This is a genomic window from Arthrobacter sp. SAFR-044, assembly GCF_059414985.1.
On record NZ_JBPFDN010000009.1, the window covers coordinates 12,569 to 34,406 of the forward strand.

The window sequence follows — 21,838 nt, forward strand, 5'->3', positions numbered from 1 at the left end:
ATGGTTCCTCCGTCCGGAGCCTGGGCAGTGCTTACCTGCCGTTCCTAGGGCACGGACCTGCTCGACTCACGATCACCCTACGACATCCTTCCATCACAAAGAGGTATTTGTGACTCTGATCCATAACGCGGACGATGGAATGAATCCCGTTGGTGCCCCCCCCGACAACATCCTGATGGCACCTGACACACCTGCACTGCGCAAAGGATAGAGATGCTGCCCAACATAACCACCCCTGATCGAAAGCCGGCCGAATCCGGGCCAGAACCCAGCAGCACGCCAGACGCCGACGTCCGGCGCCCGCTGCGTGGCCGGTCCGCCGCGATGGCCCGGAACATGGAGGCGAGCCTGGCGATCCCCACGGCCTCAACCATCCGCACGTTCGAGGTGTCGGCCCTGATGCAGTGGCGGGAAAAGCTGCGTGGCGAGGGCTTCAACGTCCCCATCGCCGCCGTACTTGCCACGGCGATGGCGCGGGCCGCCCAAGGCACAGTTCCCGCCGTACGGCGCCGCATCGAAGCGGCGGAGAAGGACCTGGTCCTGGTCGAAGAAGCAACCGTGAACCTCGGCGTGGCCGTGGATGTTGAGACAGCCGCCGGCCACTCAATCATGGTCCCAGTGATCCGTGACGCCGCCAGCCTTTCCTTCCCTTCCTTTGTCAGCCGCCTCGGCGAACTGTCCCAGGCGTGCCGGGCCGGGACGGTCGCCGTTACCGACCTTCGCGGCGCCACCCTGATCCTGACAAGCACCGGCCGCTTCGGGTCCACCACCGGCGTCCCGCTGCTCCCGCCGGGCCCGGGAATCATCGTCGCGGCGGGAGCCATCGGCATCCCCGCCGGACTTGAGACACTCGCCCGCACCCAGCACGTGGATCCCGTGCTCACTCTGTCCTCAACCTACGACCACCGGGCCATCCAGGGCGCGGATTCTGGACTCTTCCTGGGGACCGTAGAGAAGCTCCTGCGCTCCCCGGAATTCCTCGCTGATCTCGAAGGCGAACTGCGCGGCACACCAGCCGGCGATGTCCTGCTGGATCTTCCCGCCCAACCGGGGTCCGAGCACGACGACATCAGGCTGGCCGAGTACGAAAGCTCCGCCAGCACCGCCGTCGCCCGGCTTGAACCGGTGCGTGCCCGCGACGAAGGATCCTGGCTTCCCGACGGTGTCGAAGTGGAATTCAGCCACCTCTCGGACCCGGAATCCCGTCAGTGGCTCGCCGAGCTCCTGCGGAACGGGACACCGTCGCCCGCTTCCTCCCGCCGCCTTCAGGCACTGCGGCTGGCCACCGAACTCGACGTCTTCGAGGCCTATCTGCAGACCCAGTTCCTGGGGCAGAAGACCCTGTCCGTCCAGGGTCTGGAAGCGACAGTCCTCGCCCTTGCCGAAATGGCCGGCCATGCTGCGGAAGCAGGTTATTCGGACGCCGTCCTGGGCATGGCACACCGCGGCCGGCTGAGCATCATGGCCCATGTCCTGAAGTGGCCGGCGGAACGTATCCTGGCGGAGTTTCTGCCCACTGCGCGTGCCTCGGAAAATGCGCCGGTAGGCGATGTACGGCAGCACCTTGGCGGTAAGGGCAGGTTTGACGACGTCGACGGCGCCTCCATCAATGTCACGCTCGAGCAGAACCCCAGCCACCTGGAATTTGTCTCCCCCGTCGCCCTCGGCGCGGTCCGCGCCAAGCAGGACCAGCTCGTGGCGGATGGGGAAAGCCGGGAGCAGGCCCGTCGCCGCGTTCTTCCCGTCCTCCTCCACGGCGACGCCGCCTTCACCGGCCAAGGCGTGGTGTACGAGACCCTGAACCTGCAGAACCTGGCGCCTTACGATGTGGGCGGAAGCATCCATATTGTCCAGGACAACCGCCTCGGCTTCACGGCCACCCCCTTCCAGCTCCGCTCCACATTGTGGCCTTCCGACGTCGTCAAGGGGTTCGATGTGCCGGTCATCCACACCGACGCCGACGACATCGACGCCAACCTGGTCGCCGCCAAGATCGCCTTCGACTACCGCGAACGCTTCGGCAAGGACATCATCGTCCACGTGCTCGGCTATCGCCGGCACGGCCACAACGAGACGGACGAGCCGCGCTACACGCAGCCTGTCTATTACGCCGACATCGACGAACACCCTCCCGTGCACGAAATCTACGCTTCCCGTCTTGAGGCCTCCGGACTGGTCCCGTCTGACTACGTGGAAACCACCAAGACCGCGTCGCGCGCTGCGCTGGTGGAGTCCTTGGAGAAAGCCCGGACGTTCGATCTGAATACCGTCGTCAACCAGGAGTTGCCTTCCCGGCCGGCCGTGCTGGCTGCCCTGGAAACCGCACCGGCCGACTGGGCCGTCCAGGTCCTCGACCTGGCGGAGCAGGACCGGGATGACTTCGCGATCCACCCGAAGCTCATGCGCCAGTTCTCCAAGCGGCTGAACACCCGGGCCCAGGACGCCATGGTTGACTGGGGCCAGGCGGAACTGCTTGCACTGAAACTGATCAACGAGGCGGGCGTGCCCATCAGGTTGACGGGCGAGGACGTTGAGCGCGGGACCTTCAGCCACCGGCACATCGTTGTCCACGATGCCACCACCGGCGACAAGGCCGAGCGCCTGGCCTTCGACAAAGCCCCGTTCCTCGTGGCAAACACGCCCCTGACCGAGGTCGCAACCGTTGGATTCGAGTACGGCTACGGCCGGACAAACACGAATTCACTGCAGATCTGGGAGGCGCAGTTCGGCGACTTCGTCAACGTGGCCCAGGTCATGTTCGATCAGTTCATCATGGCCGGACGCGACAAATGGGGCCGCGACAGCAGGCTGGTTATCCTCCTCCCCCACGGCTGGGAAAGCGCCGGACCCGAGCACTCCTCGGCACGGCTGGAGAGGTTCCTCCAGCTTGCCGCACGGAACAACTCCCGCATCATGATCCCCACAACAGCGGCCCAGTACTTCGCGGCCCTGGTAGGAGCAGCGGCGGCCGATGACCCGCGGCCGCACGTGATCTTCACCCCCAAGTCCCTCCTCCGGGCAGAGTCGGCCAAGTCACCTGTGGCCGACTTCGCACCGGTCCGGTTCAACCCCGTCCTCTCCAGCGGGGCCTCCAGCGAGCACACCCGCAGGCTGCTGCTCTGCTCCGGGAAGGTCGGCGTCGAAGTCAAGGACCGCCTCGGCGACGGTGTGCGGCTCCTGCGGCTCGAAAGCCTCTACCCATTTCCGCAGGAGGAAATCCTGCAAGAAGTCGCCGCCGCGGCCAGCCTCGAGGAAATCGTCTGGCTGCAGGAAGAACCGGAGAACATGGGCGCCTGGACCTACGTCCTTCCCAAACTCCTGAAGCTGGGCCTGGGCAAGTTCAACCTCGGCTACGTGGGCAGGCCCGAAGCGGCTTCCCCCGCCGACGGCTACTCCGCTGCACACAAAGCCGGGCAGGAGCGGCTTCTCGCCACGGCGGCCCGGGCCGGCGAAGTCGACTACCGCATCAGCTGACGCGGGGCCTAGAGTATCGGACAGGCGCGAAGGCGGTGCAGGCTTGCCTGCACCGCCTTCGCGCAGTGAGAGGAGTCAAGGGAATGCGGATAGGAGTCGTCGAGGATGATGACGGCGTGGCCGGGGCACTGCTTGATGCCCTGGCGTCCCACCGCATCGCCGCGGACCGGATGTCCCGGGGCGGGGACGTTCTCACGCGCCACCTGGAATTCGACCTGATCCTCCTGGACCTCGGCCTGCCGGACATGGACGGCATCGAGGTCCTCCGAAGCCTCCGCCAGGTCTCGGCCGTCCCGGTCATCATCCTCACCGCCCGCGACGACGAACGGTCGGTGGTCAGGGGCCTGCGGAACGGAGCCGACGACTACCTGGTCAAGCCGGCGCGGATGACCGAGCTGCTGGCCCGGATCGAGGCAATCCGCCGGCGAGCCAGCAGGGCGCGGGAGTCGACAGCGACCGTCCGCCTGTTCGGTGACCTGGCGGTTGACCTTGCGGGCCGCGAACTTACCGTGGCGGGCAAACCCGTCCCGTTGACCACCAAGGAATTCGACCTCCTCGCCGCACTGGTGGACAACCCCGGCACCGCGGTCAGCAGGCAGCAGTTGATGGACCAGGTCTGGGGCGATGCCTTTGTAGCAGTTTCAAAGTCCCTGGATGTCCACATGACGGCGCTAAGGGCGAAGCTCGGCCGCCCCGCCCGGATCGAGACCATCCGGGGCTTCGGCTACCGCTGGATTGGATAACTTTTGCGCAGCCGTCTCCTCCTGGTCCTGGCGATCCTAGGCGCCGTCGTCGTCGCGGGCTTTGCCTTCCCGCTCGCCTTGTCCACGGCAGACGCGCGGACCCGCGAACTCGTCCTCAGCAGGGACGCTGACCTGCAACGCTTCGCGGACCTCGCAGACGGCTATGCCAGAAACGGAAATCCCGGGCTCCTCTTTGAAGAAGCCGACGCCTACCACAGCCTGTACGGGGAATCCCTGGCTGTGGTCTCCACCAGGGGTGCGGCGCCGCGCGCGTTGGGAACAACCATCGACGACCCCGCGGTCTCGGCCGCCATCGGCCGTGCCCTGCGGAACGAACGATCATCCGCGGTGGAGCTGCTGACCCCGTGGAGCCCGGGCACCATAGTCTTTGCCAAACCCATCGGCACAGGTGCGCAGGTTAATGGAGCTGTGGTGATCGCTGCATCCACCGCATCCGCCCGTGAAGACATCCTGCTGGCCTGGGTCATCATCACAACAGGCTCACTCGCCGCCATCGTCGGATTCGGCGTCCTCGCGCTGTCGGTGAGCAGATGGGTACTGCGCCCACTCGAAGAAGTCAGCACACGGATGCAACGGCTGACGCGAAGCCTCCCCTTTGTTGCACTTGGGAGCGGAACCACGGATGCCCCCTCAGCGGCACGCAGGACCGGGCCGCCTGAGTTGCGGGCTCTCTCATCCGCCTTCGAGACCATGGACAGCGCGGTCCATACGTCCGCGGACGCCCAGCGCAGGCTCGTGGCAGACACCGCCCACCAACTCCGCAATCCGCTGGCCGCCCTGCAGCTGAGGCTGGACACCCTCGGTCCCCGCGTGATGGAGGACGGCAAAAAGAGCCACGAACGCGCCGTGGGCGAGGCCATCCGGCTCGAGGAAATCCTCGATGACCTGCTGGCTCTGTCGGTAGCCGAAGTTCCGCGGATCAAAGGCGGCGCCGGCGACAACACGTGCGTGCCGTACCTCGTCGCCGTCGAACGGGCGGACTACTGGCACGACACGGCCGCGGAATCCGGCACCGGCTTCCATGTGGACGACGACCCCGACGGGCTGGAAGCCCAGATCGATGCCGGCGACATGGAACAGATCCTCGACGTGCTGTTCGACAACGCCTGCAAGTACGCCGGCCCAGGCACCACGGTGCGGATCTCGGTGGGCATGGGTCCAGGCCGCAGCCCTGAATCCAGCCCACGGACCGTAGTCACGGTGTCCGACGACGGCGCCGGGGTAGCTTCCGACGAAATGCAACTGATCACCCGGAGGTTCTACCGCGGCACTTCACTGGGTGGCACGCCCACAGGCGATGACCGGCCCACGGGCACCGGCCTGGGCCTGTCCATCGTGGAAGCACTGGTGGAGAGCAACGGCGGCGAGCTGGTCATCCGGGAAACGCCCGGTGGCGGCCTGACATTCGTTATGCTTTTCCCAGCCCCCGGGCCCAAGGAGGCGGGGACATGACACCTCGACCAGACGGAACTGCCCCGCTGTCCCGACGGCGACTACTCGCCGGTGCCGCGGCGGTCACCGCAGGCATCACGCTCGGCGGCTGCAGGCCGGATTTTCGGGCATACAGCCTTGGCACCGCCGAAAACCGCGGCTTTTTCTTCGACTTCGGGCAATCACTGACCGCCGCCGTAGCCCGGGCCAATACGGGATTCACCCTGAACCCGCTCATAACCGGGGGCTCCGTCGAGAATGTCCCGGACATCATGGCAGGGCGGCTGGACCTGGCCCTTGCTTTAGCAGACGTCGCCGCCACAGAACGGGACAACCTGCGGGCGGTCGGCCGCGTCTACCTGAACTATCTCCAGTTCGCGGTCCCGGCCGATTCCCCGGTCCGGACACTTGCTGACCTGCGCGGCCGCACCATCAGCCTAGGCGCAAGCTCCGCGACCACCAGGGCAGGCGGGCTGCTGCTGAAGGCCGCCGGTCTCACCGAAGCCGATGTACAAGTCCGGGCCGTTCCCGTGACGGCAGTCCTGGACGCCCTCGCAGGCGGGGAAGTGGAGGCAGCCCTGTTTGCCGGCGGCGTCCCCCACCCCGCCGTGGACCCCAGCGGTGGGCGGGGACCCGCCCAAGGCATACGCCTGATTGATCTGTCCGGCTATTTGCAGGTCCTGCAAGCCGAATACGGTCCCGTCTACCAGGAGGTAAGGCTGCCCGTTGGACTCTACGGTTCCGAGCAGGAGATCGGTTCCATCGGCATCGCCAGCCTCCTCCTGGCCCGGGCCGATCTCCTGGACGATGTTGTAGGCCGAATAGTCGATGTCCTGATCGAAAGATCCTCCGAGCTGGTGCCGCCGGGCGCGGTGGGCGTCCAATATCTCGACACCAGGTCCCTGATCTACACATCCGGCGTACGCCTCCACCCCGGGGCCGCCGCGGCCTACCGACGCCATCACCGATGACACCGGCGTGGATGACGTAATTTGGATATATCGCACCAGAGAAAGACAGAACCATGACCGCGCGGAAGTGAGTTCGTCCTCAGCTGAGTGATGAGGCATCCTCCTACATCCGCGCCGTCATCATATCCGGCAGCTTGGAAGGGTTCCTGGAACTTGTTCCCACCAAGGGATTCCAGGTGGCGCCCCTGACAGCGGGAAGGACATCCGCGATATTCTCCGGGTCCAGGCACTCGTTGGTCGTGACTTGGCCGCATGGGCAACACTGAACGCGTCCGAGGGCGACATCGCCGAACTTGAGGCCCTCCACCACGAACTAATTGCCGCCGCGTCCCGGCACGGCGAGCTGCTCCTCAAGCAGAAGAAGTCCCATCCGATCCAAGGACGCCGCCATGGCCAGACAGGAAATGGAAGGGCACATCATGCACTCCGGACAGCTGCTCGCCGCCTACTTCGACAAGCGCATGGCTTCTTTCGAAACGTCGGACGAGGCCCCCGACCGGGCCCATGGGCTCACCCGGGTGTAGGCGGGATCACAACAACCCTAAGGGAGTCCTAAGAATTCGCTGTTTCCATTTCTTGAACCGGTGATGGGAGACACATTTGAACTAGTTCCAGGGGCACAAGACCCGAACACGATGCCAATGGCAGCAGACGCCGATGGCATCGTCCAAGAACAAGGGAGTTCAAATGAACATGCAACAAGCCTCGGCGCCGGCGGCGAAGCCGCGCGTCGTCAGCAATGTGGTCAAGGGATGCCTTGGCAACCTGATCGAATGGTACGACTGGTTTGTCTACGCATCCTTCAGCATCTACTTCGCGGCCTCTTTCTTTCCCAGCGGAAACCAAACGGCACAACTGCTCTCAACGGCTACCGTCTTTGCCGTCGGCTTCCTCATGAGGCCGCTGGGCGGATGGATCTTGGGAATTTATGCAGACAGGTTCGGCCGCCGAAACGCGCTGGCCGCCTCGGTCCTGCTAATGAGCGCCGGGTCCCTTACCATTGCCCTCACGCCTTCCTTCGCTTCCATCGGCATGTTTGCCCCGATTCTGCTCGTCATCGCGCGGCTCGCACAGGGCCTCAGCGTCGGCGGCGAATACGGATCCAGCGCAACATACCTGTCAGAGATTGCCACTCCGGGGCGGCGCGGCTTCTACTCAAGCTTCCAATACGTGGGCATCATCCTAGGCCAGCTCTCCGCCCTGCTGGTCATGATCCTGCTTCAAAGCGTACTGAACGGCGAACAGATGGCAGCGTGGGGATGGCGCATCCCATTCATTGTCGGAGCAGTAGCCGGTCTCGTCGTCATGATCCTCCGCCGAAGCATGGACGAATCCGAGCACTACAAGATCGAAAAGGCCAGGCAGAACGCACTGTCCTCCAGCAGCACCAAGCCGGCTGGTTCGCTGCGCACCCTGATGCAGTACCCTCGACAACTCCTGGCCGTCTTTGCGCTGGCCCTCGGAGGCACAGTGGCGTTCTACGTCTTCACCACCTATATGCAGAAATACATGGTCAACACCTCGGGGATCAGCAAGGAAGACGCCTCCGTGATCAGCTTTTGCGCCCTCTTCGTCTTCATGTTCCTCCAGCCAGCAGCCGGTGCGCTCTCGGACCGAATCGGACGACGTAAAGTCATGCTCTTCTTTTCCATTGGCGGCACCATCATGACCGTCCCACTGATGACGATTCTTTCGCACACGACCAACGTGTTCGGCGCATTCGCCCTCATGATGACCGGTCTAGTCTTCGTTTCCGGTTACACCGCGTTGGCTGCCGTCGTCAAGGCCGAGATGTTCCCCACTCGCGTCCGCGCCCTGGGCGTCGGTATTCCCCATGCGCTAGTCGCCGCAACCTTCGGCGGCACCGCAGAACCCATCGCCCTGGCCCTAAAGCAGGCCGGAAACGAGTCAGCCTTTTTCTGGTACGTCACAGTCTGCATCGCCCTCACCCTTGTCGCTGCCGTCATGGTCAAAGATCCCGCCAAGAACTCAACCCTTGAAGCAGACCTGCATGCTGGGGAGGCCGACAAAGCCACAGCCCCCGCCTCAACCCGAAACTCCGTGTCGTAGCCGCCACCCATTCAAGAAGCAGCGACAGCGTACGACGGCGGGAATATTCCCGCCGTCGTACGCTGCCCTGATGGAAGGCCAACTCCGCACCTCCTACCCCGCCCCCACCCTCTGACGCTGAAACGCAACACCAGGGCGAGAGCGGCACTCAGTATGACCGTCAGGAACGACACGGCCGGAACGGGTCGCCGGGATCCTGCCCAAAACCGCGAAAGCCAGGGAACATGACCCTCAACCGAGCCACACCCCACAAGCACGTCAAGTGGAGCCTCCTGATCAACGCCTTGGTGGAAATCCGACTCCACGGTCAGGTGGTCAGAACCGGGTTTGTCGAAAATGCCATGCCCGACTCCTCTGCCCTCTGGATCGCCGCCGACCATAACGGACCACGGCAGATGTTCGAAGCCTGCCAAGGCCATCAAGTCTGGGTTACGCCCCAAAAACTATGCGGCGAACTTAGCTACCGGATGACAACCAAAGAGATTCTGGGAGCAGGCACTCCGAAGCGTGTGTAAAAAACCTTTGACGCCCGCCGCCCGTCACCCGTCCGGCTGGGCAACGGTTGACGTAAAACATCCCCCAACCGTCCTCCGGCAATGCCTCCGTCCCACTTCCATGAAGGGGCGGACGTGCGTCAACTGGAAGTACACCCAAGCCTGACGCAGCCTGCGTTGATGGCCAGGGTCGCTGTGCGAAAGGGCAGTTGCACGTACTTTTTCAAGTCCGTGCAACTGCCCTCTGGTTGTTCTATGTGGCTAGGGTGAGAGTTCTTCGAGGACCCGGCCTTTGGTTTCAATTGCGAAGAAGATGGTGATGAGCCCGCCGATGAGGGCGACGGCTGCGAAGACGGTGAAGACTACGCTGATGCCGTAGCTGTCGACGATCCAGCCGACCAGAATGGGTCCGATCGCGGAGCCCGCGCGGAGCCAGGCGCTGCCGAAGCCGGTGCCGATGGCGCGAAGCCGGGTGGGGTAAAGCTCTGCGGAGTAGAGGTACAGGGAGAACGAGATGGTTTGCAGGATTGCGTAGGCGATGCTGGCGAACACGACCACCTGCGTTGCTGAGACGGCGCCCAGGGCGGTGAGGATGATAAGCGGGATGGTGGCGGCGAGGAAGGCATATGTGTACCAGCGTTTGCGGCCGACGCGGTCGATAAGCAGTGCGCAGAGGATGGACGCAACGACGCCGACTGCGGAGGTAACCCATCCGTAGGCGAGGCTGGTTTGCAGGGGCAGGTTGAACGTCTGCTTGTAGAGCGTCGGGAGCCAGGTGATCAGCCCGTTGTTGACCATGTAGACGCAGATCCAGAGCATCCAGATCATGAACGTGCGCTTCTTGTAGATCCCGGAGAACAGTTCGCGCCAATTGGTGCGGGCGGTGGCTTTCGGGTCCACGGGGCGCACGACGGGCTCGGGAAGGGCGTGGCCTGCTTTAAGGGCTTCATTTTCCAGCATGCTGACGACGGCGTCGGCTTTTTGGACTCGGCCCGTGGACGCGAGCCAGCGCGGCGACTCGGGCATGATCCACCGCATCGGGATGGTGAGCAGGGCGGGGACGATGCCAACAATGAACATGGCCTTCCAGCCGACCACGGGGACGAGGAAGTAGCCGGCGATGCCGGCGAACATGAGCCCGACAGGGAAGATGACTTCGTAGAGCAGGAAGAACCTGCCGCGCTTTTTCGCGCCGACGAATTCGTTGATGTAGGCGCTGGCGACCGGTACTTCGCCGCCGGTGCCGATGCCCTGAATGAAGCGGAAGATAATCATGGACGTGGCGCCCCAGGCGAACAGGCAAGCGATGTCCATGGAGACGAAGAGAAGGATCGTAAAGAGCAGAACCGGCAGGCGGCCGATTCGTTCGGCCAGGTGCCCGAAGAACAGGGAACCAAAGATCTGGCCGACGTAGCCGGCGGAGAGGATCATGCCGATCTCCCCGGCGTTCAGGTGCCATTCCGACGACAGTTGGGGCATCGCGAAGGCGATGGCCAGGACGGTGTAAGCGTCAAAGAACGTGGCCGATCCGATGACCACGCGGATCAGGGTCAGGCGTCGGGTGAGCGGGAGCCGTTCAAGTCGGGCTACGAGCTCGGCATTCATCCTGGCGGCATTCGGGCCGCCAGCCATGGTTGCGGTGTTGTTCGGCTCGCGCATAGCGAGTCCTCCTTCTCCAGCGGCGATGCTGGGGTCCTCATTGACCAAGTGTGGAGATGGCTAAAAGCCTAGGGGAGGATGGCGGGAATTGCTCCCGCCATCCTCCGGGTCCCGTGGGATCAGGCGCTGACGGTGACCTTGCCGAGGTTTGCTGCGGCGAAGGCTTCCGCAATCTCTGTATCGGCTCCCTCAGGCAGGGGCAGGAGCGGGGTGCGCACTGTGGCGTGGTCAAGAATGCCGCGGTTCACCAGACCCCACTTCAAGGCGACAGTGCCCTCCATGTGGGACCCGCGGTGGTAGACGCTCTTGGTCACCGGGAGCAGCCGCTCGTGAATGGCGTGGGCGCGCGGGTAGTCCTGCGCCTTGCCGGCTTCGATCAGTTCGACGAGCAGTTCGGGCGCGATGTTGCCGTAACCGACGAGCAGACCGTCGACATCGAACATCGTCGGCAGCAGGTACTCGTCATGGCAGGACAGCACCTGCAGTTCGGGGTACGCGGCGCGCAGCGCGGGGATCTCGGTGTACCACCGGCGCATGTTCCGGACACCGTTCTTCGTGGCAAAGACGCCCTCCTGGCCCGCGATCTCCAGTTGAGTGTCGAGGTCGTAGGTCGCCTTGGTGTTGTCAGGGTACTGGAACAGGATCAGCGGCAGTCCGGACTCTTCGTAGATCTCCCGGTAGCGCGACTGCGGCGCGCCCTTCTGGTAGCCGAAGCGCAGCCACCCGTGCGAGGGGTAAACGAGACCGGCTGACGCGCCGGCTTCGACGGCCTTTTTAGCCTCGAGGGCTGCGGTCTTGTTGCCTTCCTTCGTGATGCCGGCCACGACCGGCACGCGGCCGTCGGTCGATGCCACGAACGCGCGGATGACGTCCAGCTGCTCCTCTTCGGTAAGGAACGTGCCTTCGCCGGCGTGCCCCAGAACGACAAGGCTCTTCACGCCCTCAATCGATCCGAGCCAGGAACCCAGACGCTGGATCGCAGCGAAGTCGACAGCGCCATCTTCGGTGAACGGGGTGACAGGTGCGGGGCTGAGTCCGCGGAGATCGAGTGTCATTACAGCTACCTCTTGTCTTCTTTAATGATCGGTAATCCCGCTAATATGGGAACGTTTGCGGGAACGTTTTCAAGTTTGCACGTGTCGCAGCTCACTGTCAAGAGAACGTTTGCAAGTCGGGAGGAATTAGAGTGTCTGTTACACCCTTGCTGAAGAGGAGAATCTCCATGGAACCGGTCGCCGTCGGCAGTGTCGTCACGTTGAAGGATGTCGCCGCTGCCAGTGGCGTGAGCATCTCGACGGCCAGCCGTGCCTTGGATGAACGTACGACGACCCGATCCGCGGCCGCGGCACACGTCCGTAAGATCGCCGAGGAGCTCGGGTACCGGCGGAACTCCTTTGCCTCAAGCCTGCGCCGCGGCGAGACCCGGACGCTGGGCGTCCTTGTCCCCCGCCTGAGCGACACGGTCATGGCCTTGATGTTTGAAGAGCTCGAGAAGGCGGCGTCTGCCCGCGGCTACTTCGCCATGGTCGCTACCAGCGGGGATGACCCCGACGACGAACGAAGCGCAGCCGAAACACTCCTGGACAGAAACGTCGACGGGCTGATTCTCGCCACAGCCCGTCTCGATGACGAACTCCCCCGCCTCCTGCGGGAACGCCGCGTCGCGCACGCGCTGGTGCTCCGCACCGACGGCGTCAGCCCATCCGCGCTGGGCGATGACGAAGTCGGCGGCTACCTCGCCGTGCGCCACCTCATCGACCTCGGCCACCGCGACATCGCCGTCGTCACCGGACCCGCCTTCACATCAACAGGGACCGCCAGGCTGGCAGGGGCCCGCAAAGCCCTAGATGAAGCAGGCATACCGCCACGGGATGAATGGTTGATCGCTGCCGGCTACGGCATCGAAAACGGCTACACCGCCGGTGAAACTCTCCTCGCCGGAACCCCGCAGTCCCGTCCGACAGCGATCTTCGCAGCCAACGACAACATCGCGATGGGCGTGATGGCGGCCGCCCACCGCAAAGGCATCCGCATTCCCAATGATCTGGCACTGGTCGGGTACAACGACACCCCGCTTTCAGCAAGACTGCCCACACCACTAAGCTCTGTTCACGTTCCGCTGGAACAGATCGCTGCCACCGCCATCGATCTCATCGTCAATCCAGGTACAGAGCCCCTCATCCGGCGGTCCATGCCGACCCTCATCCCGCGCCAATCCAGCGGAACACCCAAGCGGCAAAGCCCTGCGTAGAGGCATACACGGCCCTGCCCGGCCCTCGACAACGCCAAGGAGGGATTCCGCACCTGCCAAAAATGGTCGACACCCCACGTGGACATTGTCCGGTTGAGTCAAATCCCAACCTGACAACACTGCAGTCAGGTCTTGACTTGCTTGTAGGACAAGCCTAGAACTCAACCTCACAGGCACTCGGTTGGAGGTTACGGTGGGCGGACAGCGGATCGGATACGTACGGGTAAGCACGCTGGAGCAGAATGAAAAGCGCCAGCTCGACGGCCAGGTTCTTGACCAGGTCTTCACGGACAAGGCCTCCGGCAGGGACACCGCCAGACCACAGCTCGCCGAGCTGCTGCGCTTCGCCCGTGACGGTGACACCGTAGTGGTGCACAGCATGGACCGGCTGGCCCGAAACCTTGATGACCTCCGTGCTCTCGTCCAAGGCCTCACCCGCAAAGGGGTACGCGTGGAGTTCGTGAAGGAAAGCCTGGTGTTCACCGGCGAGGACTCCCCCATGGCCAACTTGATGCTGTCCGTTATGGGTGCTTTCGCCGAGTTCGAGCGTTCCGTGATCAGGGAACGGCAGCGCGAGGGAATTGCCCTGGCGAAGCAGCGCGGGGCCTACAAGGGGCGGAAGAAGACCTTGACCGCCGAACGGGCCGCCGAGCTCGTGCATCGTGCTGAGAACGGTGTTCCAAAAGTCGTCCTCGCCCACGACTACGGCATCAGCCGCGAAACGGTTTACCAGTACCTGCGCCAGGCCAGAGCGATCTAGAACGCCTGGCAGACAGTCTCGCACAAGCTCTTATCGCAACGCCAAGACCGCAAGTTCCCTGCCTCGCCAGGCTGACAGAATCGCTGTTATCGGCGTTTGTGGTGTGCTCGCCAAGAGGTCAATAGTGGTTTGCTACGCGTCCAGGATCTACCGGCTGAAGTTTGCGGCGTATCTTGGTTTGTTCGCGAAGGATCTCGCCAAGGTGACGCAGATAGGCAAGTCAGGTGACGTTTCTTGCTTTGCTTAGGTAGGTAAACGTTGAGGCAACCAAGAGTTTGCCTTGCGCATCTGCAACGTCTACCGATGCCACGATCGTTGACCGGCCAACGCGTAGTAGTCGGGCGGTGGCAACCACGGGCCCTACAAGCGAATTGCTGAGGAAGTTCAGGTTCGACTGCACAGCTAATGGGAATGATCCAAGGCGAGTCATTTGCATTGCTAAGAATGTCCCTGTCAGGTCAGCGGCACCGAAAAGAGCGGTAGCGGAAAACATGCCGTCTGCCTGGCGGAGATGAGGTGCAAGTTCCATGCTCATGGACATGGTGTTCTCCCCGCAGCTGTGGGGGATAAGGCCGAGGGTATCGCTGATCTCTTCGAAGCCGATGCTGGCCCGAAAGGCGTCCCAGCTTTCTTGGAACTGTTGGATTGAGGTGGGCATTGGCATTTTGGCCTCCCCTTTTACGGACGGCTCTCGATGGGGAGCCAACGCCGGACGTTCCGGCCATCAGCAATACTGCCTGCCACCGGCGCCCTCAGTTGCTTAGCGATTTGTCGAGCTTTTCTTTCAGCTATGCCCATTGGTAGCGAATCCAGGCCTCGTACCCGGCCGCCCGCTCAAACATTGAGCGCGGAGTGGTTGCTTCGGCAGCGATCCATAGGATGGATCCGTCGGGCATCACTGCATCGACTACGCCGTTGCGGACCTCTTGTCCACGGCGGACTATACAGATTTCCTGCCCCAGCAAGGGAACCCAATCTTCCTGTAGCTGTAGAGACAAGCCGCTCGCCCCTTCCTAACGTAATGCCACGGCCGCAACGAATCCTGGCGACGTATAGATGCACGCCGCCAGGATCCATGGTTTCTAGATCGGCTGCTTGGCCAGAATAGTGCTCTCAACGTCCCGCACCGTGGTGATTCCCGCAAGCATTGAAAGGGAATCGATGGATGCTTGATGAGCTTCCTGCGTGGCCGCCGAGCATGCATCCTCCACCAGGAACACCTTGTATCCCAGGTCCACTGCGGTACGGGCTGTTCCTTCGACGCTGACGTTCGTTGCAACACCAGCGAAAAGCAACGTGTCGATGTTGCGCTCAGTGAGCATGGAATGCAGTTCAGGTGTCATTCCGCCTACCGTGGTGTGGGTGATTACCGTGTCACCTGCCTTTGGGGCAAGAGGCGAGATGATCTCGGCCAGGGCGCTGCCGTCCTTCAATGACCCGCCCTGTTGAACGCCCTGCAGCAGCGGGGAATTGGGTACGAGGTTGCTGTAGTCGGGGCTGAAGGCAACCCTCGTGTACACCACACGAATTCCGACGTGGCGGGCGGCTCCGAGCAGGCCTGAGACCTTCTCGATGACTCCGCGGCGCTTGACTTCCTTGAAGAAGAAGGGCGCGAAGGCTCCCTCTTGAGAGACGACGTCACCTTGGCAGTGAATTGCAATGACGGCGGTGCGTTCTCGGTTGAGTTCCACGACTCGTTCTCCTATTTCCCTGGCACCACTACGACGTTTGTGAAACCGCCGCGGCGTTTCTCCACGGCGTCAAGTGCCTCATTGACTTCAGATAATGGGAAAATCTCCTGCTCGAACACCGAGAGGTCCAGGGTGCCGGCGGCTGCCATCTCCGCCATGTCCTGGCCATCCCCTACGGTGAACCAGAGCGAGCCGATGATGCTGATCTGGAAGCACATGAGCCGGAACATTTCCACGGGCAGCTCTTCGGACATGCCGCCGATGCTTGCCATACGTCCGCCCCGGCGCAGCGACTCAATTCCTGCCAGAGTGGTCTCCTTGGGGGCTCCAGGACCAATCGCGTCAATGAATATGTCTGCACCGAGCCCATCCGTGTGCTTTCGAACCCAGTCCCCTATCGGCTCATCGCCATAGGACAGCACGTGGACCCGGCGCGGATCCAATTGACGGACCTGCTCCAGAAGCTCGCGGTCCCGGGCGACGGCGAAAACCTTGGTTGCCCCCATGCCAAGAGCATTAAGCACGGCGCCGAGGCCCAGGGTTCCGGTGCCTCCATGGATCAGTACGGAGGTGCCAGCGGCCGCACCTGCCTTCTTCAGTGCGGAGTAGGACGTGCCCAAATAGCCGAACCGGCAGGCCTGCTCAAAAGAGATGCTCTCGGGAAGGATAACCAACCCATCAGCCGGCGCCTTCATGAACTCGCAGAAGCCTCCGTGCGGGTAGTCCTCGAACACCTGCTGTGAACCCGCACCGAAGCCAAAGTAGCCTTGGAAAGTGTAGGCGGGATCGTTGATCCTCTCGCCCCGGCGGGAGGCGTACGAATCGCCGGTGTCACGGCCGGGGTTGACGTAGACCCTGTCGCCCGGCTTCACGTTCCGAACATGTGATCCCACCTCTGAGACGATTCCCGCTGCGTCCAGCCCGTAGATGGCCGGCAGCTTAGGCAATGGCAGGAACGGAAACCACTCCGGGTAGGTCGTGATGACGTTGCGCAGGTTCGGGACCACATTGCAGGCCTTGACCTCGACGATCACATCGTGTGGTCCTGGCGTTGGCTTCTCAATCTGGTCGACCTGAAACGGCTTGCCGACTTCGTGAAGTCGGGCGGCCTGCATCAAACTCATTTCTGCTCCCTTGCAGCAAATTGGAGAGCGCCACTGACGGCGCCGGTGTGACCCACGCTACAACAGTAGCGGGCTAGCATGCAAGCATTCCTATGACTTGAATCACGTCAACGCTTCGCGTACCGTATGTAGCGGGCTAGCATGCTAGCAGCTCGCTACCTCTCACTTTCCCGATCCTCCACCAGGAGCACATCATGTCGACGAAGACATCCAGCCGCTCAGCCGGCTCCCCGGCTAAGGTTGCAACCGCAAGCCTTATCGGCACAACGATTGAGTACTACGACTTTTTCATCTACGGCACAGCAGCCGCCCTCGTATTCCCCAAACTCTTCTTTCCGGAAGCTTCTCCCCTGATGGGTTCTTTGCTGGCCTTCGCTACCTTCGGTGTTGGATTTCTGGCCCGCCCCCTTGGCGGCGTCGTTTTCGGCCACTTCGGTGACCGCGTAGGCCGCAAGAAGATGCTGGTGATCTCCCTGGTGGGCATGGGTGCGGCCACATTCCTTATGGGAATTCTTCCCGGCTATGCACAGATAGGGATCGCTGCTCCCATCCTGCTGACTGTGCTCCGCCTTTTCCAGGGCTTCATGGTCGGCGGTGAGTGGGGTGGTGCGACACTGATGGCTGTCGAGCATGCACCTTTAGGCCGCAGGGGATTCTTCGGCGCCTTCCCGCAGATGGGCGCCCCCGCCGGAACCAGTCTCGCCACGGTGGCCTTCCTCATCACGGCGCAGCTCCCCGATACACAGTTCCTTGCCTGGGGCTGGAGGATTCCCTTCCTCATTAGCTCCCTGCTCGTTGTGGTGGGACTTGTCATCCGGCTGACCATCGCCGAGAGCCCTGCGTTTGCGGCCGCCCGCGAGAAGAAGGAACTCGTCAAGCTACCCATCAAAGAAGCCTTCCGCCGCCACCCGAAGGAGATATTCCTCGTTGCCGGCACCTACCTGAGTCAAGGCGTCTTCGCCTACATCACCATGTCCTACCTGGTGAACTACGCGACTACTGTCGTGAAGATTGATCGGTCCTCGGTGCTGTTGAGCGTTTTCGCCGCCGGCATCGTCGCCGTCATCCTCTACCCGATCTTCGGCTCCCTCTCGGATCGCATCGGACGCAAGTCCGTCTACTTCATTGGTGCAGCAGCCATGGGTGTGACCATCTGGCCGGCATTCCTCCTGATCAACACGGGCAGCGCCTTCAACTTCCTGATCGCCGTGGTTCTGGTCTTCGGCATAGCGATGGCTCCCGCCGCCGGCGTCACCGGTTCACTTTTTGCGCTGGTTTTTTCCAGGGAAGTCCGGTATACCGGCGCATCCGTGGGATACACCATCTCGCAAATCTTTGGCTCTGCCTTCGCTCCCTTGATCGCCACCGCGCTGCTGGCCGCCACCGGTACCAGCAACTCCATCGTGCTTTATATGGTTGCTGCCTCTGTTATCTCCGTCATCTCTGTGGCACTTCTTCCAGGCGGTTGGGGCAAGCGCGAAGCGCAGCGCCAGATCCAGCACGCCACCGACGAGGAGGATGCCCTGCGGGGTGCCGCTGCAGGCGCCTAAACCGCACCGAAAGCCGGAAGGCCGGTAACCGCATTGAAAGGCTGGCATACTAGCATTATGGCGACAGAGAATCAGCAAAGCGCGACAGGAAGAACATCGGGGGCCGGCGGTCGCTTGTCCGGACAGATGTATCAAATGGTCAAGAAGCGCCTTCTGGATGGAGACATCCCCGCCGGATCGCGTCTCTCAGTGGAGGCACTTCGCTCCGAATTCGGCGTCAGCAAGCAACCTGTCATGGAGGCACTGCGGCTCCTGGCCGGCGATGGACTCATCGAAATACTGCCCCAAATTGGTTCAGTCGTCATGTCATACCCCCAGCATGAGGTCCGCGACTTCTTCAAGATGTTCTCAGGCTTCGAAGGTGCCATCGCCGCGGTAGCAGCAACCCGGACCACTCCGGCAGGAATCAGGGAACTCGACGAAATTTCCCAACGAATCAAGGACCTTGGTTCGCATCCCGATGAACAAGTCCGCTCACGCGGATACCGGGAGCTCAATCGGGAGTTCCATGAACAGATTCACAAGATGGCAGGGTCCAGAATCATCAGCACCACCAGCAGACGCATGTGGGACTTAAGCGATTTCCTGATCAATACCCACGGACTTCCACGGCCCCTGGCCAACCACATCCCGGAACGCCAGGAGGATCATGACAAGATCCGCGACGCGCTTGCGGCCGGTGACGCTGACACCGCCAAAGCCGAGATGGAGCTGCATATCCTGGATACCACGTCACTCTTCGAACAACAGCCGGTATCAGCGGCCTAAGGAAAACGGAAAGGCACCCATCCCGAAGCAGGGAGGGTGCCTTTTCGTTTCTGACTAGGCTGTCCCCTACGAGCCCGTAGCACCGCCCACCTGCTCCCCCGCGTCAGAGTCACCGATTGCCGGCCGTTGATCTTGGGCAGCGGAAAAGGCGATAATACCTAGATGCGTACCGCTGAATGGAACAACTCGTCTTCAGTACTGGAGCGCGCCGGCCTTATCCTCGGTGCTTTTCGGATGGAGGACCAACAGCTGGGTATCTCTGAGCTCGCCCGAAGAACGGGACTGCCCAAATCGACTGTTTCCCGCCTTTGCGGCGAACTTCTGCGATTGCAGTTTTTGGAGCGCCATGGACCGGGCTTCCGTCTCGGCCTTGCCTTGTTCGAACTGGGCCAGATGGTGGTCACACCCAAGGAACTTCGCAGGCGCGCCATGGGAGTCATGGTTGACCTCCGAAACGCCACGGGCCAAACCGTTCATCTTGCGGTCCTGGACCCTCCTGACGTGGTGTACATCGAGATACTGCGCGGCCGTGGCACCCCTGCGCTACCCTCCCGCGTTGGTGGAAGGGTACCTGCCCACGCGACAGCAGTGGGAAAAGCCATGCTTGCTTTTTCCCCAACGCCCGTCCTCGATCGCGTTCTCGCATCCGGGCTGCAGCAACTGTCCCGCAGCACGATCAGTGACGAACAGGTGCTGCGGGCCCAGCTCATAGAAATCAGCGCCAAGGGCTTGGCCTTTGAGGAAAACGAATCCGCACCCGGTAGCGCATGCGTAGCCAGCCCTGTCCTGGACTCCGGAGGAGCTCTCGTGGCTGCCTTGTCCGCTTCGGGCTTAGCAGGCTTACTGGACACTGAACGCGTCGCTCCTGCGGTCCGTACTGCCGCCTTGGCCCTGGGTCGCCAGCTCCCCCGTAACAGCGCTCTAACCAGCGACTGAAACATCGTTCTGCAAATCGGGTTGCCTATGAACCGCTGAGTGGCACAGAAGTTTGCAGTCCGCTTCGTCTTCTCTGAGGATGGGACCCACGTCACAACGCAGTGGCGGTTCCCTAGTGAAGAGAAGCAGAATGACAAACACAATGCGGGCGGCACGGCTGCATGAAGTAGGCGGAAAGTTCCAGATCGACGAAGTGCCCGTACCCACCCCTGGTGACTATGACGTGGTCATCAAAGTCGAATCCGCCAACCTGGTTCAGAACCTCAGGAACGTGATCTCCACCTACCCATCGCAGAAGCCGTTTTTGCCCCTGCCGGAACTCCCCGCCATCTTCGGCATGGACACCGCCGGCACGATTAGCGAGGTGGGGCCGCGGGTAAGGAATCTGAAGCCGGGCGATCGGGTCTACTTGAATCCTGGCCGTGACTCAGGCGACTCCTGGGCGTCACGCACCGGAGATCCTCTTAGCGACACTGCCTACACATTCCAGGGCTACTTCGGCTTCGGACCGGGCTCAACCGAGATTCACAAGGACTACCCCCACGGGGGAATGTGCCAGTATGTGAAGGCACCGGCATCTGGAATCATTCGCATACCTGCAAACGTCCCCATGGACCATGCATCACGGTTCGGGTATCTGGGCACCGCCTACTCCGGCCTCCGGAAGGGCGATGTGCGCGCTGGTAGCAACCTCCTTATCCACGGGGTGACGGGCACGCTCGGCCTGAGCGCCGTGCTGCTGGCACTGGCCATGGGTGCTACCAAGATTTTCGGGGTGGCCCGGAACCGGGAGCTGCTCGAGCGGATCCGCCACATCGCCCCTGACCGCATCCACACCATGGCCTACGACGACGGTAACGTCGGAGACTGGGTCCGCGAGAACACAGACGGCCTTGGCGCTGACGTTTACCTTGACGCACTTGGTGACAAGGCCACCGCGGACGTGAGCATGGCCGGTATCTGGGCCCTGCGCCGAGGAGGGCGCATGGTCAGCATTGGCGCCATGCCCGAGAATCTCCCAGTACCGATGTACCGGCTCATGACCATGCAAATCGATCTGCTCACCTCACTATGGTTCAGCGTGGCCGAAGGCGAGGAAATGGCCAGAATGGCTGCCGCCGGCACTCTGGACCTAAGCCACTTCGAGGCATGGCACTACAGCCTCGAAGAGGCAAACCAGGCCATCGATGCGGCAACTGACCGCGCTGGCGGCTTCACATCCATCATCCTCAAGCCAAACGAATAGACCGGGAGCACGCCAATGAACACCCTCAACCCTGCTGCAACGGCACTCTTGGTCGTCCACCTGCAACATGACACCGTCTCCCCCGGCACAGCCTTCGGAGCGCTCTTCAGCCAGGAAGTGCAGTCACGGAACATCCTCGCTAACTGCCACAGCGCCATGAGCGCTGTCCGAGAAGCAGGTGGGCTTGTGGTTCCACTACGGATCGCCTTCGCCCCCGACTACTCAAACCTTGACCCGTCCGTCCCTCTACTGCAATTGGCTCAAGAGGCCGACTGCCTAAAAGAAGGCACCGAAGGCTCTGCCATCGTTCCGGAAATAACGATCCTCGACCAGGACGTCGTGGTCACCCACCAATTGCCCGGCCCTTTCAGCCGCTCGCTACTGAACGAGCTGCTCAAGTCCCGGGGCATCGAAAATGTCGTCGTATGCGGGGTCGCTACCAACGCCTCAGTCGAAAGCGCAGTACGCCAAGCTTCCGACCTTGGTTACAAGACGTACATCCTCTCGGACGCCGCCTCCGCAGTAGACGAAACAGCCCATCAGGCGTCCGTCGCTTCCATGGCGCTGTTTGCCCGCGTCATCACGCTCCCGAAGCTGAAAGCCTCATTGCCGGCCGCACCCGGCAAGCACTCCCAATAAGTCTCCCGCT

The 21,838-nt window shown here is 62.3% G+C and carries 19 protein-coding genes; 14 read left to right on the top strand and 5 right to left on the bottom strand.

Annotation, left to right across the window (positions count from 1 at the left end; genetic code table 11):
- The first annotated feature begins 213 nt into the window (after positions 1-213).
- The 7 genes from ACR65J_RS14430 (at position 214) to ACR65J_RS14460 (ending at position 9,225) form a co-directional block, all read left to right on the top strand.
- Positions 214-3,474, top strand: a complete 3,261-nt coding sequence (locus ACR65J_RS14430; protein WP_440170173.1) for a 2-oxoglutarate dehydrogenase E1 component — start codon at positions 214-216, stop codon at positions 3,472-3,474.
- Between the two features lie 83 nt (positions 3,475-3,557).
- A complete protein-coding gene (locus tag ACR65J_RS14435; protein WP_440170175.1) occupies positions 3,558-4,217 on the top strand; it encodes a response regulator transcription factor in 660 nt (219 codons plus the stop codon).
- Between the two features lie 3 nt (positions 4,218-4,220).
- Positions 4,221-5,690, top strand: coding sequence for a sensor histidine kinase (locus tag ACR65J_RS14440; protein WP_440170178.1), 1,470 nt, complete (start codon positions 4,221-4,223; stop codon positions 5,688-5,690).
- Positions 5,687-6,640: a TAXI family TRAP transporter solute-binding subunit gene (locus tag ACR65J_RS14445; RefSeq protein ID WP_440170180.1), complete on the top strand. Its 954-nt coding sequence runs from the start codon at positions 5,687-5,689 to the stop codon at positions 6,638-6,640. Before ACR65J_RS14440 ends, ACR65J_RS14445 begins: the two co-directional genes overlap by 4 nt.
- A gap of 389 nt (positions 6,641-7,029) precedes the next feature.
- The gene (locus ACR65J_RS14450) at positions 7,030-7,164 is read left to right on the top strand and encodes a hypothetical protein (protein WP_440170183.1); all 135 of its coding nucleotides are present in this window, start codon (positions 7,030-7,032) and stop codon (positions 7,162-7,164) included.
- A 163-nt stretch (positions 7,165-7,327) separates the two neighbouring features.
- Positions 7,328-8,710, top strand: a complete 1,383-nt coding sequence (locus tag ACR65J_RS14455) for an MFS transporter (RefSeq protein WP_440170185.1) — start codon at positions 7,328-7,330, stop codon at positions 8,708-8,710.
- 224 nt (positions 8,711-8,934) lie between these two features.
- Positions 8,935-9,225: a hypothetical protein gene (locus tag ACR65J_RS14460; protein ID WP_440170188.1), complete on the top strand. Its 291-nt coding sequence runs from the start codon at positions 8,935-8,937 to the stop codon at positions 9,223-9,225.
- A gap of 240 nt (positions 9,226-9,465) precedes the next feature.
- Here ACR65J_RS14460 and ACR65J_RS14465 read toward each other — a convergent pair whose 3' ends face one another.
- Entirely contained in the window at positions 9,466-10,863 is a 1,398-nt protein-coding gene (locus ACR65J_RS14465) for an MFS transporter (RefSeq protein ID WP_440170191.1), read from the bottom strand.
- 119 nt (positions 10,864-10,982) lie between these two features.
- Positions 10,983-11,918, bottom strand: coding sequence for a dihydrodipicolinate synthase family protein (locus tag ACR65J_RS14470; RefSeq protein ID WP_440170193.1), 936 nt, complete (start codon positions 11,916-11,918; stop codon positions 10,983-10,985).
- Between the two features lie 167 nt (positions 11,919-12,085).
- Here ACR65J_RS14470 and ACR65J_RS14475 point away from each other — a divergent pair, with 167 nt between their 5' ends.
- Positions 12,086-13,114, top strand: a complete 1,029-nt coding sequence (locus ACR65J_RS14475; RefSeq protein ID WP_440170196.1) for a LacI family DNA-binding transcriptional regulator — start codon at positions 12,086-12,088, stop codon at positions 13,112-13,114.
- A gap of 193 nt (positions 13,115-13,307) precedes the next feature.
- Complete coding sequence (locus ACR65J_RS14480; RefSeq protein WP_440170199.1) at positions 13,308-13,874, top strand: recombinase family protein; 567 nt, start codon at positions 13,308-13,310, stop codon at positions 13,872-13,874.
- 220 nt (positions 13,875-14,094) lie between these two features.
- On the opposite strand, the gene ACR65J_RS14485 is transcribed toward ACR65J_RS14480, so the two are convergent.
- The 3 genes from ACR65J_RS14485 to ACR65J_RS14495 all read right to left on the bottom strand — a co-directional run bounded on the left by ACR65J_RS14485 (position 14,095) and on the right by ACR65J_RS14495 (position 16,689).
- Positions 14,095-14,538 (bottom strand): PaaI family thioesterase, encoded by a 444-nt coding sequence (locus tag ACR65J_RS14485; RefSeq protein ID WP_440170201.1) that lies wholly within the window; start codon positions 14,536-14,538, stop codon positions 14,095-14,097.
- 418 nt (positions 14,539-14,956) lie between these two features.
- Positions 14,957-15,565: a cysteine hydrolase family protein gene (locus tag ACR65J_RS14490; protein WP_440170203.1), complete on the bottom strand. Its 609-nt coding sequence runs from the start codon at positions 15,563-15,565 to the stop codon at positions 14,957-14,959.
- 11 nt (positions 15,566-15,576) lie between these two features.
- On the bottom strand, positions 15,577-16,689 hold the full coding sequence (locus ACR65J_RS14495; RefSeq protein ID WP_440170204.1) for an alcohol dehydrogenase catalytic domain-containing protein: 1,113 nt from the start codon (positions 16,687-16,689) through the stop codon (positions 15,577-15,579).
- Positions 16,690-16,883: 194 nt separating this feature from the next.
- Between ACR65J_RS14495 and ACR65J_RS14500 the strand changes: the two genes are divergently transcribed.
- From ACR65J_RS14500 to ACR65J_RS14520, 5 genes are all read left to right on the top strand, one after another.
- Positions 16,884-18,239: an MFS transporter gene (locus ACR65J_RS14500; RefSeq protein WP_440170205.1), complete on the top strand. Its 1,356-nt coding sequence runs from the start codon at positions 16,884-16,886 to the stop codon at positions 18,237-18,239.
- Between the two features lie 126 nt (positions 18,240-18,365).
- On the top strand, positions 18,366-19,007 hold the full coding sequence (locus ACR65J_RS14505; protein ID WP_440170612.1) for a GntR family transcriptional regulator: 642 nt from the start codon (positions 18,366-18,368) through the stop codon (positions 19,005-19,007).
- 162 nt (positions 19,008-19,169) lie between these two features.
- Positions 19,170-19,943 carry an IclR family transcriptional regulator gene (locus ACR65J_RS14510; protein WP_440170206.1) on the top strand — a complete coding sequence of 258 codons (774 nt, stop codon included), beginning with the start codon at positions 19,170-19,172 and terminating at the stop codon, positions 19,941-19,943.
- A 130-nt stretch (positions 19,944-20,073) separates the two neighbouring features.
- A complete protein-coding gene (locus ACR65J_RS14515; RefSeq protein WP_440170208.1) occupies positions 20,074-21,189 on the top strand; it encodes an alcohol dehydrogenase catalytic domain-containing protein in 1,116 nt (371 codons plus the stop codon).
- A 15-nt stretch (positions 21,190-21,204) separates the two neighbouring features.
- Entirely contained in the window at positions 21,205-21,828 is a 624-nt protein-coding gene (locus ACR65J_RS14520; RefSeq protein WP_440170211.1) for a cysteine hydrolase family protein, read from the top strand.
- The last annotated feature ends 10 nt before the right edge of the window (positions 21,829-21,838 follow it).